A 16,217-nucleotide genomic window follows, 5' to 3' on the forward strand; every position below is an offset into this window, starting at 1 on the left:
GTTTATGCTCGGCCATGAAGCATCACTGGGCCCTCAAATTTCTCGACGATCCTCTTCGCTATATACTCCATCTTCGGATCGCCCTCGTTCAAAAACTGTTCCATCAATTCGTCCCGCCAACTAGGCACTCCAATTTTGTCGTTGGTCAACTGCCTTTTGGAATATCTATTCTCAATAGAAATCTCGTCCGTACCCAAATAACACAAAAGAAAGGCAGCCTGCCTCCGGAGATCTTCATCAGGGTAACGATACATCTTTTTTGAAATCATCTGTTCATAATGCTCTCGAGACTCTGGGTAATTCAAACAAATAGGATAATCATGTTTCCCAAAATAGGAGGTCATAATAACTGGAATGCCTTGTGCTGTGAGCTCGACACCACTAGACCCGTTATAAAGAAGAGCAAGATCTAAGTATGGCGCAAGAGCATGACCATTTATCTCCTTATGGTCTAACAATTTTACGTTGTCGCCCACCTGAACAGAAATCAGATCATGAAAGCCTTCAACCAAATCTAAAGCAATCTCAGGCTTCAGCTCATGTGGATGAGGCTTGACCAATAAAACCACATCATCAAGCTCCGAACATATCGAAACAGTATGATTGATCCAGTCAGCCATATCGCTATGGGCAGGACCGCCGTCATAGGGGACATTCAAGTCGACGGGTACCTTTCCAAACGCACATACTATTCGTTTACCACTCGCCTTCATTGTCTTAAGATATTCGATCAACTGAACTGCGGACGCATCTGAGTCGGACCCAACCCGATTTACGTTAATCAAAGCATCGGCCTTCTGCATATACTCTGGATTATCTCTATTCTTTTCATACCAAGGGACAAACTGATCGGCACGGGCCATAAACGGCGCACGGATATCTTTATGAAGGGTCATGTCAGTAACACACATTGTATTCGCATACTTGCTACCTAAATTAGAAAAGTACGCTTCATAAGCAACATTGCAATTCACGTAGGATAGCTTTTCATCATCCTTATTAATCGCATAATCTCTAAATATAGAAAACGGAGTTACGTGGGAGTTACCGCTAACAAATACGACTGGCATATTGTTATCTTTAACAATTTCCCTGTAAATTCTTTCACAAACACTAAGACAGAGATCCGATCTGTCCAGCATATTTCTTAGCTGCTCATCCACCTTCCGAACATTTATATCAACGTAAAAACGTCTAACATAGGTAGATAATCTTTCGTAAAAACCTTGATAAAAATTAATACCTTGACAGGAAATGACTTTATTTTCCCAATCAACAGTCCAGTCGTATTGCCTTGAACTAGGCCTTAAATTTAACGGGATAACCCCTTGAAACTTATCAATAAATTCAATACCAGTTGAGTCATGCTCCACCATACCCTGAGTTAGACAAACAACAGCATAACCGTGCTTTTTACACTGAATTAAAGCCGGAGTCATCATAGCCAACGTATTAAAGCAAGTCTGCGAGGCAAGAAAAATCACACCTTTTGGAAATTTTGGTTGAGATACGCTATTTAAGTACCGACTGCTATTTCTAAGAAAACTCAGTTTTTCAATCTCGGTACGAATAGCGTTTTTTCTGGCAACGGTACCCGGAAGGGCTAACATTCTCTGATACTCATGTATCGAACGTTCAAACTGGCCAATCTCTCGATAAAACCTGGACTTCAAATTAATAACACGATCAGTATCGCCAAACTCATCCACTAGTCGAGACAAATAAGCCTGAGCGGTTTTGCTTTTGCCTAGACCTCGCGCAATCAGAAAACTAAAGCGTAGGCGCTCAGCTTCATCAAAAATTTGGAAATCAAGCTTAGATAAAAGCCGATCCGCAAATATGAAGGCGTTATTTTTTAAAAGAGCATCGATTACGATACCCCAATGCTTTTTTCTCTGTGAGAGGATTACAAAAAGACTACTACGCTCGTTAAAACTTAGTTCCTTATCTGATGTATCTCCAGCAACCTCAAAAAGGGCGAGCAGATTCGTAATCGACAATTTCAGAGATTCAAAGTCTCCTGCACCTATCGCAGTCAACATGCCATTAAGATAGGCATCGCTGAACGACATGTATCTATTAGACAAAGCAGACTTCAAGCAACCAAGAAGAATTACCAATATTTCTTGGCGCTTCTGGTGATTCCTTTCCGACCTCGATGGCCCCTGCCGTATAATTGACAAAACTTGAAGTAGCCAGTCGGGACTTGGATTAAGCCGTCCGATCTTACGAATCTGCTCTTCTAAACGATTAGAGTCCAGATATAACTCTAATCCTTCATATTCTCTTAATGATTGCTCAAGTCGCTTCACAGCATGACCAAGAATATCATACTGGATATTCAATGAAAGGCACGTAATATAGTGTTTTAAGAAATCGAAATAATTATCACCTCTTACCGCCTTGCCTTCAACGTATGGAATAAGATTTGGAATTTCCCCCAAAACTCTACCGTTTGAATTCCTGAGAGCAATTGATAAAGCATAAAAAAACTCAGAAAGCTCTCTAAAATCAACTAGCGCAGATGATTTAACATCACTTAGGATATTATCTAAGCAGTAACCTGTAACCAACCGCAGAAGATCATAATTCGCGCTCTTAATCAGCAAATGACTCAAATGAGGATATTCTGAAAAAATCAGCTTTGACTCATTTAAATCTTTGACATCATCTTCGTTTAGGCTTGCATAATTATCGCTTCTCTCAATTCTTGCAAGCAACTCAAAACTTAGGCCTAGATACTTATCAAAACTCAGCGTCTCACAATAGAGCTTGTTACCAGAAAGGGAAAAATAATCATTATCTTTGAGAGATTCAACTATAAAATATCCCGCAATATCAAAAAAACTACACTTTCGTCGACTCTTGGGATGAATATACACGGGATATTTAAGATAAGCCGCAGCCACCAACTGTTCAATAGACCGACTTTTATTTCGCCGACGAAGTTTTACACGGTCGTCTGTGAGCCCCCAATTAGAATAAAATGGAGCGCCTAGCGTTGTAACCTTCAAGCCATATATAAGAGCCTCAAATCCAGAGAGTGAAGTAATTGTGTAAACATGATCAGATACGGAAAACAACTCATACAAACTGACTGAAGGTGGCACTACGTGACATAAATCCTTATACCCTCTTTCCTTCCCAATTCGCTTTCTTATCCCGGACCAATAATCGGGATGAGGTCTAAATAGCACTCTCGCATTAGGATTTTCTTTTCGAGCCAACTTCACGAGATCATAATTAGAAGCAACAGATGCTTTTCCTTTTAATAAAGAAGCATCATCCTCGACTTGGCCAATTACCAGGATAGTTTTTTCACCTGTAGGGTTCTGACGAAGCCTCTCCATATAAGGGTCTGGATCATAGTATTTTGTCAACCGTCCTGACCTAATCAAACTAGCTACAACACCCGCTTCTTTAAGAAGCTCAGGTGCACTTAACTCTTCTGGATCGTTTATAATTTCCTCTAAACGAGAAGGCCTGCTCGCGTCAAAATATATACCAAGATCATCCACACACAACGAGGCTGGCCTAGTATGCAACACGCCAGATCCAATTGATCTCAAAAAGCCGTCTTCTATCCGGCTTACTTGAATTTTTTTCTTTTTTGATTTAGAGAAGTAAGTATTTTTTGGAAAGGTTTTCGGATACTTATTTCCCCAACAAAAAATCTTCAAATGGTAGTGTTCGGGGAGTTTGGATATGAACTCCCTTTCCACTCGCCTCATGGAAGCTTTCCCAAGCACAAAGGCACTTTTATACTCCGGGAAAAGCTCGCTTATAACCTGCCTCTTCCAAGGACTAAAACCAAAGAATAAAGCTACCACTTTTACATCGTTATCTTTCCATTGTTGGCCGTATAGCTCTACCGGAAGCTCAAGCTGGCTTTGCTTTCCAAAGATCAGCTTCAATCTATTCTTATAATTAGAAAACTTTAAATACTTTCTGTCAAAAAACTTCACAGGCTTACCTTGTAGGATAATTGATGGATATTTTCTATCGCAATACTTTTTTAAAATTTTCGTTAGTAGAGATCAACGAAATATTATTTAGATCGTATATTATTCTTTGATTGATTGAAGCGATATTGAACTTACTTCTCGCAATCTTCACGCTTTCATAACTCATTAGTGTAATTGAGCTCGGATCGAGAACGAATTTCAAGATCGCTTGATTAAGCTCTCGTTGGTTATGTGCTGACACTAAGTAGCCATTCCTTCCGTCTTCTACAGTAGCTTTGCACCCTGGCATATTTGTCGTGATCACTGGGCGTCCCATTGCGAGTGCTTCTTGGGCACTTCGTGGTACGCCCTCCCTGTAGTAACTGGGCAACACAAATACGCTACTTCTCGCAAGCCAAGGCCTTACATCTTTGACTGGCCCGGGATAGGTAATAATCCCGTCCTCCACAAGCTGCTCAAGCTGGGGCCGAGTGATTGCCCCACGATTATTATCTACAGCCCCTACAATGATGAATTCGGTATTGGGGTATAGCGGCTTTATAGCTTTTGCAGCCTCAATAAAGTATTCGATGCCTTTTTCTTTCAGTAAACGGCCGACAAAGATAAATCGTATTGGATCTGTGCTTGGTGGGGTGTAACAGTAGCGGTCAAGGTCTACTCCGATACCATTAATCACAACTGGCTCTGGCTTGCGCACACCAAAGCTGAGCAATGAATGCTTATCGTCTTCGTTAAGGACTATAATATGATTCGCCAAAGGCAAGGACAGCCGAAACAGACACTTCATAACCCATGCCACGACCTTTTTCTTCCAACTTTGGCCATTGGGTCCTACGGTAAAAACGCGGCCTAGCCCCTCAATTTTGGCCACCCTTGTTGGAACCTTAGCGAGGTAGGCGGCAACGGTTCCATAGATGGCGGGCTTGGAAAAATAGCAATAGCTAAGATCAATTCGGTGGGCTCGAAACAATCGATATAACTGGTAACCGGAAGCTAATTCTGCGAACGGATTAAGGCTGAATTGCCCCATACGGTAAGCCACTGGCGTCGCACCGATCTCCCTGATCTGGTGCGAACTCTGTTCCGTATAATCCGTTGCAAAGGCGAATACCTCGTGCCCCTGTTTGACAAGGTCTTTGATGAGTTCTCCCCGGAACCCGAGCATTGTCTCAGCCAGAGTACCAACAATCGCTATGCGTTTTGGTTCCGGCGTAGCCCTGAAGTGTGCAATGCCTATGGCGCTCTCCTTATTATCCCAACCGCCCGCCTTGCGCTCCGTTTCAACAACCGTCTCCAGCCTTGCACCCATGATCGTTCCCTCACCTTCTGTCGCTGAATTTCATTCAACACTTGCTCAGGTGTTATGGGCATACCTGATTCCAGGCTTACGTAGAATGGATACTGAATCAGGACTGCGTGCGCCAATTCTGATAAATGTAGTTCGCGATTACGCCGGCTGCTTACCTTATCCTCAGTAAGCCCCCAGCCTGCATAAAAGGGTAAACCGTAACAGGTTACCGGTTTGTGTCTGATTAACGCTTCGAAGCCGGCCAGCGAGGTGAGGGTGTGTACTTCATCAACCTGTTCCAACATTGGTCCAATGGCGGCGTTTATGACAATCTCATTGGCGTAATCAGACGCTGCCGCTTCGCCTTCTCCAACACGTCTGGCACCGGCCACGACATCCGGGTGGGGCTTATAAACGATCCAAGCGGTTGGATTTTGTTGCCGTACTTGCTGCAGAAGGCCGAGGTTAGTTCGAATTTCCCCGCAACCATATTCAATTGAGGCGTCCGTCTCTACCTGCCCCGGCACGAGGATAACCTTCTCTTTTCCCACTGGCGCACGCCAATGCTCCCCGTTGAGATTATATTTGCTAATGTTCCTGTTTCGGATGTCCTGGAGCAGCCGTTCGGCACGAGCTCTTTCACTATCCGTAAAATGATGGGAGGCAAGGAGTGTTTCCAGCCTTGATTCACCTCGTGCACTGAAGTAAAGGTGCTCAAAGTCGGCGACCCAGGACAACGGCTGCTGAAACTCCGCGCCCAGCCCTACGGATCTAAGAAACCCGTCTTCCAACCGCACCAAAGTGATGTCCTGGCCCTCGCCAGGCATCAGGCGCTGCCCCCAAACAACGGCGACCTGGCGGTCTGGGACTTTCTCTACCCTATTAACGTGGGTGATACTGGCCCCTTGCAGGAACCGGTGAAGCGCCGGCCGCCAGTGCCAATTAAAACCCACCGCGTAGACGTGGTTCGGGATATTGTATGCTTGGCAGAAATCGCTCCAGGTAAATGGAGCTTGCTCAGATAGCATCAATCTCGGTGGTCCCTGATCACCGCAATCACAAGCTGTCCTATCGTGGCGAAAAGAAGGGCAAAAACCGTCACCACCGCTATATTGTATAAGCGTTCCGGTTTCTCTGGATACTGAGCCAGGGTGGGGTACTCTAAAATTGAGACCTGTTTGAGTTTACGGGCCGCTTCTACTCGAGTGCTTTCTAGGGAGGTCAGTGCGCTTGAGTAAAGATCCAAGGCAAATTTCGCTTTCAGCTGAAGAGTTTCATATTCCGCAGAAACCCGATTAAGAGCGTTTCCTCCAGTCGTAGCCAGCTTTGCTTTTTCAATTTCAATCTGTTGTGCCAGGGCGTCCGCCTCGGACTGCATTCGCCTAACGGTAGGCGATTGAATACTTTGATAGGTTTTCTGTGACTTGATTTGTGCCCTCAACACCGCCAACTCGGCTTCCAAGCGAGAAACCGTTGAGAAAATTGCTTCAACCGTCTGGGTGGGGGCTACCAGTCCTTTTTCATTCTGATAGTGCAGCAAAGCTTCCCTTGCAGAAAGCAAACGTTCTTCAAGAGTCTGCACTTGTTTATCGATGAAGGCGACCTGCTCCTGTGCCAATCGCTGGCCCATCAAGTTCATGTGTCGCTCCCCCTCGTCAAGAAGGGCCTGTGTTATTTCTTGGGCAGTTTCTGGATCGTAAGCCTGAACCTCAATCCGTAACACTTTCGAATAATCATCGAACGTGATGGCCACGCGCTTATTCATATAGTCGTGAAAAGCTTCAATTGGCACATCCGCAGACTCCAACCGGGACCACCGATCAATCTCAGGATTCGAGTAATGTTCTCTTAGATTCAGACTTCCTTGCAGTTTTTGTAGCATCGAGACCGACTGCAAATGCTCCCTCAGAAGCAATAAATCCCCCGATCCCGATGTTCCTGACAGAATGGAAGATACGTTAAGGCCGCTGGGAATAATCTCAGGGCTCTGCAACACGATGTGGGCTCTTGATACATAGCGGTCTGAGGCCAGGAACCCCCAATAGACAACGACAGTAAGAATAACCAAACCAGCAACAATCCAGGTCGGATTACGCTTCAGAAATCGACTCATTTACCAATGCTCTTGTGATAGCTTTTGATGGCTTCGTGCACGTCGTCGAACCAGACGGCTTCACCATCATTGATCCATATTCCGGCCTGACACAGGTCTTTCAGAATACCGGTTTGATGAGACACCATGATCAAGCTGGACTTACCAACCCGATCATGGAATGCTTTTTTCGCTTTCTCTTTGAACGAAGCGTCACCTACGGCTGTCGCCTCATCTGAGATATAGACGTCAAAGTTGAACGCAAACGACAAACCAAATGCCAGACGGCTTTTCATACCAGAGGAATAGGTCTTCACTGGTTGGTCAAATGCCTTTCCAATCTCCGCAAACTCCTGAACCTGTTCAATGATCTCAGGGATGCGGTGCCCTCCGCCTTGCACTCGTGCTACAAACTTGACGTTCTGGCGGCCCGTCATGGAACCCTGCAAGCCTCCGCCAAGGCCTATCGGCCATGATATTCTGCAATTCTTTTCAACTGTCCCCCGGTCAGGAGTATCCATCCCTCCGATGATTCTCAGCAGCGTAGATTTGCCTGCTCCGTTTTTACCTACGAGGCCAACGCTTACGTTGCGAGGAATGGTGAAGCTGACGTCTCGAAGCACCCAATCTCCGCCGAACGGACCGTGATATCGTTTGTATACATTCCGAACATCAATCACTTGGCAATCAACCTGGCTTTAAACCGTATGTGCAATAGAAACCCAAGGGTAATACTTGTGGTTGTCCAGCCGAGAAGATAGACGTAGCTAACACCCTCAACAGCTCGGTAGCCCTCAAAATAGGCGAGCCTGATGAGTTCCACTGCGTGAAGCATGGGGTTATACAGCAGGTATTTCTGGAGGTCGTGGGGAAAGTATTGAACGGGAATCATCACCCCGGAAAGGAAATAGAGGGGAAACATGGCCATTTTGATAAACTTAGATGCCTCCTGCGCGGCGGTTACCACAGTAGAAAAGACCAAGGCAACGCCCATTCCGAATGCAAAGACCGTAAACCACACAACCAGTGCTCCCAGCGGCCGACCTGGGGTCATGTCGTAACCCAGCAACTTCAAGCCCAAAAGCAACATCAACACGACCAGGGAGCTAAGGACTCCCTCCAAAGAACAGCGCACCAGAACCGTGTCTATGGGTAATACCTGCCGATAGGCGAACAGTGCCTTGTTGGCATTCACCGCTTCCATACCCCGATTGACCTGATTCCGGAACAGAATGAAGAGTGTGATACCGATAATAAGCCAAGGAATAAACTCGGCACCGGGTATCACCCTTATCCGTCCCAGAAGCGTCCGTACCCAAACCAGCAAGGCAACATGAGCAATTGGCTCAGCCAGTAGCCACAGCCAGGCAATACGATCTGCACTCAGGCGGGCTACCGCCTCACGAAGGAATAGCCCCTCCCAGACATTCAGAGTAATACGCAACGGTGTTCGGGTACCGAGTGTCGTCACTACAGATCCAGCGCCACTTTTGTTGCTACAGCAATCTGATAGAGAATCTGGGTAACCGTAGAAGCAATCTGCAGATTCTTGGTCTCTACCTTCGGTAGGACCAGTATCTGATCCCCCGGCAGGAGCTGCACCTCACCCGCGTCCCTTACCTCACCATTCTGGCGGGCAATCAGAATATGGTCCGGGTTGGCATGCTGGCTGAAGCCGCCGGCTGCATCAATGTAATCGCGAGCGCTGCGGCCCGGGATATACACCAGGGATTGCGGAATATAAACCTCACCGGACACGAGGATGGCATCCGTGCGCTGTGGTAGCGTGATGGTGTCGCCATCTTGCAGCCGCACATCTACCAGCTTCCCTTGGTGGGCCACCACCAGGCGTCCATTGGGCTCCACCTTGCGGGCTTTTTCCACGAAGCGAGAGATCAATTCCGCCTCCTGTACCCGGATGGCAGATTCTTCTGCAGTGGATGATGAGGCACCAAGGTAGGTGGTCTCCAGCCGGCGCAGGCTGTCGTTCAGAGCTTCCTTCTGACGTTCAGCCACGGTTTCCCGGCGCAGCGAGATGCTTTCCCAGGCGGTTTCTTCCGGGTTGATGGCAATTTCGTTCAGCAATTCGTGAAGCGATGTGCCTTTGGGTACCACATAGTAAGATTTGCCCAGGTAGGCGCCCTCTAACTGAACCACAAGATTCTGGGAGCGCTGATCAGCCAGAAACAGGACTTCATCGCCGTTGGCGAGTTCAGCAGATTCAAAACGCTCAAGAGGTAAATATTCGGAATAAGGCGCAGTACCGCGCTTTCCACGAATCAGGGCGTGGGAAACACCGGGACGCAACGGCGCCAGCTCACTAAGCATGGAGCCTGTAAGAGGGCCTGGGGATAGTTCGAAAAGATAGGGTTTGCTGACATCTCCCAATGCGGTGATGGCGGGGCCACGCTTTTCAACCAGCAGGGTGTCGCCTTCCTGCAACTGTGGGTGGTTCAGCGTGCCTTGAAGTAGAAAATCGTATAGATCGATCCGGGCGATAACTTCGCCATTTCTGCTCAGTTTGATGTCCCGATAGCTACCCAGCTCCTCATCTATACCAGAGGCCTGATCCAGCAGGTAAAGGATAGAATCACTAGGCACACCCACATACCGGCCCGGTTTGTTGACGTAGCCAGTCACGAATACCGAGACGGGCTGAACGCCCTGCAGGTTGGTGTAAACATTCACATTGTCCGGATAGACACGGCGCACAGCACTTTTCACAACGGAATCTAGCTGGCTATGGCTGACTCCCTCGACCTGAACGGGGCCGACCGCAGGAATGAATATGTTGCCTTGTGCGTCTACCGGGAGCACTCGATCCATCTCGACAGCGCCCCAAAGGCGAAGCGTTACCTGGTCGCCCGGCAGAACGCGGTAGTCTGGATTGAGCCCGTCTGAACGTAAGCCTCGAAAGCCACCGGCGAACAGCTCCGCACCGAAAGGCTGCAGCTCCTCTTGCTGTTGTTCCGTCAGTATCGGGCCGTAAGTACCCGTAGACCTCAGGGTTCTAGCCTGGCGTTCCTGGTCTGCGGTATCTGCTTCGGAAGGGCCACTGCCCGCGTTTTCCGTTGCCGCCTGGATTTGAGGCATCAGGCGCTCACGCTGGCTTGCGGGTATATCACCGATGCTTTGAGCGCTCACACCCACACTCACTATGGAAGTGACTACAAATAACAACGCCGTCACCACGGAGGCAAAATGACGAGTGATCATTGCACACCTCCGATTTCCTGGTCTTGAACCGCCTCTTGTTCTGCAGTGTAAGACCGGGTTACTCCCCAGTTGCCTTCAGGGTACTCGCATACCGTTGCGGGCAGATTCCCTTCCGAGCCTACGATGCTGGTAATAAAGCAGGATTTACCGGTAGCAGAGAAGTACCGCTCGCCGACCCGTAGCTGTGCATTCTCGCCCCACGGCGAAGCTCCCAGCTTTACGGTCTCTCCGGTTCTGGCGTTATCGATTTGCTGTGAATGCTGGTCTGAAAGGAGGGTTACCGTGCTTTTGGTGTTTAACCACTGCGGAACTGGAATCGTTTTAGCCGTGTTGATCTGCCCACTGCTCGCACAACCGGCTAATACAGCAACGAAGGCCATCAGCGGAGCGGTCTTCACTGCGGCTTTCGCTTGGTGATGTCTATTCATTCAATCTTGCCTGAATTATCAGAATCCATAAGACCACCGCGCAGAGAGAGACCACTGGTCCAACTCTCGCGAGCGTACTGCAATTTTATCTTCTGCGATCTGGCCAGAGAGCCTGACCTTACCGTATTCCGTCCCAAACTCCCAAAAGCCGCCGAACAACATGACAGCCTGATCTCTTGAGGAATAGAAGTATGTTACGTCCGAATCTGGCACAGTAACTCTGGAAGGGGGATTGCCAGTAAAATCAACATAACTGACAGAAGCGCCGATGGTATTGCCATCCGACAGAAAATCGAAATAGCCCAGAGTGAGAATCTGGCTGTCTGAGTCTATGCTTGCGGCGAGGTTACGGCCCTTGTAGCGGTAGCCCGTGCGATAAACCCGGTGTTCGTACGCTATGTCTTCCATCGGCGAACCAAACAGGTTATCAGCTAGCGTGTCTGCTCCCTCCAGATACCAACGCTGCTCCCTGCCCCACAAGCTGGTGGTTGCATCTGCGCCTAATAGCCAGGATTTCCGGGACGGAAAGCCGCCCGCCTCGTCTTCGCCCATCATCTGGCCGTAAATCGAGGCGGTTTGCTCGCCTATTTCAAAGCCGTATCTAACGTCCACTGCCCCGAGCTGATTGCTCGGGTCCTCGGCGGCATCCCTTGGGTTGTCATTACCAGCAAAGGCATCCCAGAACGTAGAGAAAGAGGCAGACCGGCCATCCCCGCCAAAAATAAATGTGCGTGTAAGGCCGATATCCAGCCCTTCGATCGGTCTGAATGTTCCGCGAAATCCAACCAGGAGTGGATCGGCCACTTCACGCTCACCTTCAAGCTGGCTCACGGTGGCGGTGATTTGCCAGGGACCGAGCCAGGATAGCCAGGGCGTTTCAAATGGCGTTTCACGATGGCGGCTTAACCAAACGCCAGGTGCAGGCCGAGCATTATTCGAAAGAATCAGACTGCTCTGCCAACCTGGTCCCCACCATCTTTCCACGGCGCCTGCCCCCAGGACCCAGTTGCCCGGAAACAGAGCCAGGTAACTACCATCGAGGCGGGCTGCATCGTCGTCGCTTGGATTGGCAACCAGTTGCGCATTGATTCCTGCAGCCCACCAGTTAGCATCATACTCCGCCCTGGCTGCAAGCATGCCTTCCTGAGACTCCGCGCTGGCGTAGTCGGTAATAAACTCGTTCTCTGTGCTGCCCGAGATCGCCAAACCAGCAGACAGGCCGTTATGGCGAGCCATGCCAACAGAGCCTTTCATAACTGGCCAGGTCGTAACGGTATGGTTCAAAGAACCTGAATCCGCTCGTTTCTGGAGTTGATGGCGCTCATAAGCATCGCCAACGGTTGTCCACGGTGCAGCATCGACTGTGCTAACGCTAAGGCACGCTACCGCCCCACCGACCAGGGCCCAGTGTTTTGAGGTCATAGGATTTGATTTTCTTAGGACAAGGATAGAACGGCTACAACGGGAGAGAAGTTCCCAACAGCTTCCTTGTCTGGGAATGAATGAAGTATTTCAAAAGCGTGACGATTCTACGGCATGGGGTATGACACGCAAGTGACAAAAAGTCTGACACTTCAACAATCAGGGCGTTATGGCAGTAAACATTTGTTAAATATTAGAAAGTGCAGCTAATCAGGTCACATTTTCGCCATCAGGCTTTTCAGGATCTGATGACGGAAACAGGCACCTTTACTTGCTGCTGCTTCTGCATAAACGAAATCATCACAATCGCGCGCTCTTCACCATCATAGGCCTGAAAAATTGCGCTAATGCCTTTAAACGGGCCATCATCCAGCTCTATGGGCTGACCGGGCTTGATGCCGCCCTGCTCTGCCACCTTATCCATGCTACTTTTAATGTGGTCGATCACTTCATCGTCAATCGGTGCTGGCCGGTTGGCAAAGCTGACAATGCGCAGCACGCCCCGAGTGGACCGGAGCTTTGCCCACATCGGGTCGGTTTGCTCCAGGTTCACAAATACGTACCCTGGAAATAGTGGCTCCAGCTTTTTGGTGCGTTTACCTGCCTTGATCTTCTCCACCTCGATTTTCGGGTAGAAGCAGGCGATGTCCTGATTCTGCAGGTGCTGGACCGCCCGGTCGCCCTGAGCCGGCTTGTGTTGCAGTGCGTACCAGGTCATGGGTTAGAAATACCAGTTTCCCGCGGCAATGAAATTAGGGTTCAGGATGTTTTCTTTTCCGTAAACCAAGGGCTGGCCCTCCGGCGTTTGCACCTTCCCCCCTGCGGCGACGAGCACCGCGTGGGCGGCTGCAGTATCCCACTCGCTGGTCGGGCCCATTCGCGGATAAATATCAGCATGACCCTCGGCAATTCGGCAGAATTTCAGGGAACTGCCAGCCTGGACGGTTTCGTGCGATCCCAGGGCCTCAATAAAGGCACGGGTTTCTTCATTCAGGTGGTTTTTGCTGGCGACCACCCGCAACGTGTCTTTGGGTTCTGCCACCCGTATGCGATGCACCCGGCCAGTGCGGTCCCGCATGTGAGCGCCTTCACCCTTGATGCCCCAGAAAGCCTCTTTCAGGGCCGGAGCGGTGACCACACCCATTACGGGCTCGCCATCTTCAATCATGGCGATGTTGACGGTGAATTCCCCCGTGCGCTGGGTAAAATCCTTGGTGCCGTCGATGGGGTCGATCAGCCAGAACCGACGCCATTTCTTACGCTCTTCCCATGGAATTTCCGCGCCCTCTTCCGAGAGGATCGGAATATCCCGGCTGATTTGGCGCAGCCCCTTAACAATGATGTCGTGGCTGGCAATGTCCGCAGCGGTGATGGGTGAGTGATCTTCCTTATAATTTACTTTGAAATCAGACTGGTAGATATGCAGCACTTTTTCGCTGGCTTCATCGGCAATTTTGATCACATCTGGCAGTATGGAACTGTAGTGCATCAGATCTCTACCTCTTCGAACAAATCCGGTACCTCGGCATCCCATCCGAATTTTTCCGAGATGCGCTTGCGCATGGTATCACTGGCTACCGCTTCGCCGTGAGTCACGTATACCTTTTCGGGCTCCAGAGTACCTTGTTCCAGCCAGTGCAGGATTTCCCGATAGTCGCCATGAGCACTCATGGAATCCATGTTATGGATCTCTGCTTTCACCGGCCAGTACTCACCGTGAATCTTGACCGATTCGGCGCCATGCACCAAAACATCACCGCGTGTGCCAGGTGCCTGGAAGCCCGCAAAGACAACGCTGTTTCTGGGATTTGGCAGCAGGGTTTTAAGGTGGTGCAACACCCGGCCGCCCGAGGCCATTCCACTGGCTGAGATGATCACGCAGGGATATCTCACGGCATCCAGCTCAATGGATTCCTCAACGGTGCGAACGAACTGGGTTTTGTCGTCGATCAGCTCGCACTGGGCGCCGTTAAGCTTGTGCTCTTTGTGATGTTTGCAGAAAATTTCCGTGGCTTTGATGGCCATGGGGCTGTTGAGATACACCGGCAGTTTGGGAATGCGCCCCTGCCCCATCAGTTTGTGCACAACGTACAACAACATCTGGGCCCGACCAACGGCGAAAGCGGGCATCAATACGATCCCGCCACGGCCCGCGGTTTTAGTAATGATCTCTTCCAGATCCTTTTCTGGATCGGTTTCACCATGGATGCGGTCGCCATAGGTGGATTCACACACCAAAACATCGGCATGACTGATGGGCTCTGGCGGGCGCATGATGATGTCGTCCTGGCGCCCGACATCGCCACTGAACACCACGGTGCGGGAGGAACTCTTGTGCGTAACGTGCACGCAGGAGGAACCCAGGATATGCCCGGCCGGAGTGAACTGAACCTCAAAGCCCTTCACCGGCTCGAATTTCTCGTGGTAGTGCAGGGATTCAAAGTGCTTCAGGGCTTCCCAGGCGTCTTTTTCGGTAAACAGAGGTTCCGGTTTTTCGTGCTTTGAGAACTTTTTCCGGAAGGCGTACTTGGCATCCTCTTCCTGCAGGAATCCGGCATCGGGCAGCAGTACTTTGCAGAGCTCATGAGTGGCTTTGGTGCAGTAGATCTTGCCTTTAAACCCGTTCTTGACCAACGCAGGAAGGTAGCCGGAATGGTCAATGTGCGCGTGGGTAAGCACCACCGCATCGATGGTGGAAGGATCCACCGGAAACTTGGCCCAGTTTCGGCGGCGCAGGGTTTTCACGCCCTGGTACATGCCACAATCCACCAGCATGCGGTGATTGTCGTCGGAAAGCAGATAACGGGAGCCGGTGACGGTGCCTGTACCACCGAGGAAGCGGAGTTTCATAGGCGCGTAAGTCCTTGTCTGGTTGGCGATAGACAAAGCTTAACGCAAAAACCGTGGGTGAGTGAGGGGCTATGGACCGGAATTTACACACCCTCAAGACGGAACACCGCCCGATTCGCGTTTTTTTGATCTTTGGCAAGATCAGTTGCTGGCCCCCCGATTATTCTCTGGCCTTTCCGAAGAAGTAGGTGGCTTATGCTGGGTAGTTCGCACTTGAGGAAACTAATGATCGTCGTCGGCCTTGCGGCCTCTCAAATGGTTTCAGCCAGCTCTGCCGACGATGCAATGTCACAACTGAACGCCATCATGGCCGATGACGCCAAGCGCCAGGCCAGCTACGAGGCCGGTCACGAGCGCATCCGCTTTTGTGGCTATTGTCACGGCGAGGACGGCAACAGCAAGCGCGAATACATACCCAACCTGGCCGCCCAACATCCGCTCTACCTGTTCAACCAGTTCGAGAAATTCCGCGACGGTACCCGTGAGGACTATGTGATGTCCAAGCTGGCGCAAACGTTGTCGCTTGAAGAACGCATAAATATTGCGGTGTATTACAGCCAGCAGACCGCTAAGCCCCGAGCCGAAAACGATCCAGCTTCAGCTAAAGCTGGCGAGAAATTGTTTGCTGAGCGCTGCGCGGTTTGTCACGGTGAAATCGCGCAAGGCTTCCGGGATATGCCTCGCCTGGCTGGGCAGCCGGCTGAGTATCTTGGGATTGCGTTGAGGCGGTTTAAGGAGATGGACCCCACCAAGCACAGTACGCCTATGATTGGGGTGGCTGGGGTTTTGTCGGAGGAGGAGATTGAGGCTTTGGCGGGGTATTTGGCTGGGCGGTGAATCCATGCATATTTCGACCACAAATTCATACGGAAAGAATAATAAAGCCTGAGACCCCGCCGCCGCCAGGCAGATACCTGTCCATGATCACCCCCGAAATGTACTACTGGTCTGACCCG

Annotated in this window: 13 protein-coding genes; 1 reads left to right on the plus strand and 12 read right to left on the minus strand. The window is 49.9% G+C overall.

The window, feature by feature from the left end; genetic code table 11:
• Nucleotides 1-2: 2 nt before the first annotated feature.
• From JIF53_RS08865 to JIF53_RS08920, 12 genes are all read right to left on the minus strand, one after another.
• Complete coding sequence (locus JIF53_RS08865; protein ID WP_199452299.1) at nucleotides 3-3,965, minus strand: hypothetical protein; 3,963 nt, start codon at nucleotides 3,963-3,965, stop codon at nucleotides 3-5.
• 34 nt (nucleotides 3,966-3,999) lie between these two features.
• Nucleotides 4,000-5,274 (minus strand): glycosyltransferase family 4 protein, encoded by a 1,275-nt coding sequence (locus JIF53_RS08870; protein WP_199452300.1) that lies wholly within the window; start codon nucleotides 5,272-5,274, stop codon nucleotides 4,000-4,002.
• Nucleotides 5,199-6,281: a hypothetical protein gene (locus JIF53_RS08875; protein ID WP_228285524.1), complete on the minus strand. Its 1,083-nt coding sequence runs from the start codon at nucleotides 6,279-6,281 to the stop codon at nucleotides 5,199-5,201. Before JIF53_RS08875 ends, JIF53_RS08870 begins: the two co-directional genes overlap by 76 nt.
• Entirely contained in the window at nucleotides 6,281-7,366 is a 1,086-nt protein-coding gene (locus JIF53_RS08880; RefSeq protein WP_199452302.1) for a chain-length determining protein, read from the minus strand. Before JIF53_RS08880 ends, JIF53_RS08875 begins: the two co-directional genes overlap by 1 nt.
• Complete coding sequence (locus JIF53_RS08885; RefSeq protein WP_226374330.1) at nucleotides 7,363-7,968, minus strand: ABC transporter ATP-binding protein; 606 nt, start codon at nucleotides 7,966-7,968, stop codon at nucleotides 7,363-7,365. The genes JIF53_RS08880 and JIF53_RS08885 overlap by 4 nt, the downstream gene beginning before the upstream one ends.
• A 53-nt stretch (nucleotides 7,969-8,021) precedes the next feature.
• The gene (locus JIF53_RS08890) at nucleotides 8,022-8,816 is read right to left on the minus strand and encodes an ABC transporter permease (protein ID WP_199452303.1); all 795 of its coding nucleotides are present in this window, start codon (nucleotides 8,814-8,816) and stop codon (nucleotides 8,022-8,024) included.
• Nucleotides 8,816-10,561, minus strand: a complete 1,746-nt coding sequence (locus JIF53_RS08895; protein WP_199452304.1) for a polysaccharide biosynthesis/export family protein — start codon at nucleotides 10,559-10,561, stop codon at nucleotides 8,816-8,818. The genes JIF53_RS08890 and JIF53_RS08895 overlap by 1 nt, the downstream gene beginning before the upstream one ends.
• The gene (locus JIF53_RS08900; RefSeq protein WP_199452305.1) at nucleotides 10,558-10,989 is read right to left on the minus strand and encodes a DVU3141 family protein; all 432 of its coding nucleotides are present in this window, start codon (nucleotides 10,987-10,989) and stop codon (nucleotides 10,558-10,560) included. Before JIF53_RS08900 ends, JIF53_RS08895 begins: the two co-directional genes overlap by 4 nt.
• 18 nt (nucleotides 10,990-11,007) lie before the next feature.
• Nucleotides 11,008-12,225, minus strand: coding sequence for a capsule assembly Wzi family protein (locus JIF53_RS08905; protein WP_199452306.1), 1,218 nt, complete (start codon nucleotides 12,223-12,225; stop codon nucleotides 11,008-11,010).
• Nucleotides 12,226-12,649: 424 nt separating this feature from the next.
• Nucleotides 12,650-13,129 carry a transcription/translation regulatory transformer protein RfaH gene (rfaH, locus tag JIF53_RS08910; protein ID WP_199452307.1) on the minus strand — a complete coding sequence of 160 codons (480 nt, stop codon included), beginning with the start codon at nucleotides 13,127-13,129 and terminating at the stop codon, nucleotides 12,650-12,652.
• A 3-nt stretch (nucleotides 13,130-13,132) separates the two neighbouring features.
• Nucleotides 13,133-13,900 carry a 3'(2'),5'-bisphosphate nucleotidase CysQ gene (gene cysQ / locus JIF53_RS08915; protein ID WP_121207098.1) on the minus strand — a complete coding sequence of 256 codons (768 nt, stop codon included), beginning with the start codon at nucleotides 13,898-13,900 and terminating at the stop codon, nucleotides 13,133-13,135.
• Nucleotides 13,900-15,261, minus strand: a complete 1,362-nt coding sequence (locus JIF53_RS08920) for an MBL fold metallo-hydrolase (protein ID WP_199452308.1) — start codon at nucleotides 15,259-15,261, stop codon at nucleotides 13,900-13,902. Before JIF53_RS08920 ends, cysQ begins: the two co-directional genes overlap by 1 nt.
• 225 nt (nucleotides 15,262-15,486) lie before the next feature.
• Between JIF53_RS08920 and JIF53_RS08925 the strand changes: the two genes are divergently transcribed.
• On the plus strand, nucleotides 15,487-16,098 hold the full coding sequence (locus JIF53_RS08925; protein WP_228285517.1) for a c-type cytochrome: 612 nt from the start codon (nucleotides 15,487-15,489) through the stop codon (nucleotides 16,096-16,098).
• Nucleotides 16,099-16,217: the final 119 nt, after the last annotated feature.

Source organism: Marinobacter sp. bablab_jr008, assembly GCF_016464145.1.
Taxonomy (GTDB): Bacteria; Pseudomonadota; Gammaproteobacteria; order Pseudomonadales; family Oleiphilaceae; genus Marinobacter; species Marinobacter nauticus.

Coding starts and splice junctions, on each gene's coding strand:
- JIF53_RS08870 (WP_199452300.1), bottom strand. CDS start 5,274: ATGGGTGCAAGGCTGGAGACGGTTGTTGAAACGGAGCGCAAGGCGGGC.
- JIF53_RS08875 (WP_228285524.1), bottom strand. CDS start 6,281: ATGCTATCTGAGCAAGCTCCATTTACCTGGAGCGATTTCTGCCAAGCA.
- JIF53_RS08880 (WP_199452302.1), bottom strand. CDS start 7,366: ATGAGTCGATTTCTGAAGCGTAATCCGACCTGGATTGTTGCTGGTTTG.
- JIF53_RS08895 (WP_199452304.1), bottom strand. CDS start 10,561: ATGATCACTCGTCATTTTGCCTCCGTGGTGACGGCGTTGTTATTTGTA.
- JIF53_RS08900 (WP_199452305.1), bottom strand. CDS start 10,989: ATGAATAGACATCACCAAGCGAAAGCCGCAGTGAAGACCGCTCCGCTG.
- JIF53_RS08905 (WP_199452306.1), bottom strand. CDS start 12,225: ATGGCTCGCCATAACGGCCTGTCTGCTGGTTTGGCGATCTCGGGCAGC.
- rfaH (WP_199452307.1), bottom strand. CDS start 13,129: ATGACCTGGTACGCACTGCAACACAAGCCGGCTCAGGGCGACCGGGCG.
- cysQ (WP_121207098.1), bottom strand. CDS start 13,900: ATGCACTACAGTTCCATACTGCCAGATGTGATCAAAATTGCCGATGAA.
- JIF53_RS08920 (WP_199452308.1), bottom strand. CDS start 15,261: ATGAAACTCCGCTTCCTCGGTGGTACAGGCACCGTCACCGGCTCCCGT.
- JIF53_RS08925 (WP_228285517.1), top strand. CDS start 15,487: ATGATCGTCGTCGGCCTTGCGGCCTCTCAAATGGTTTCAGCCAGCTCT.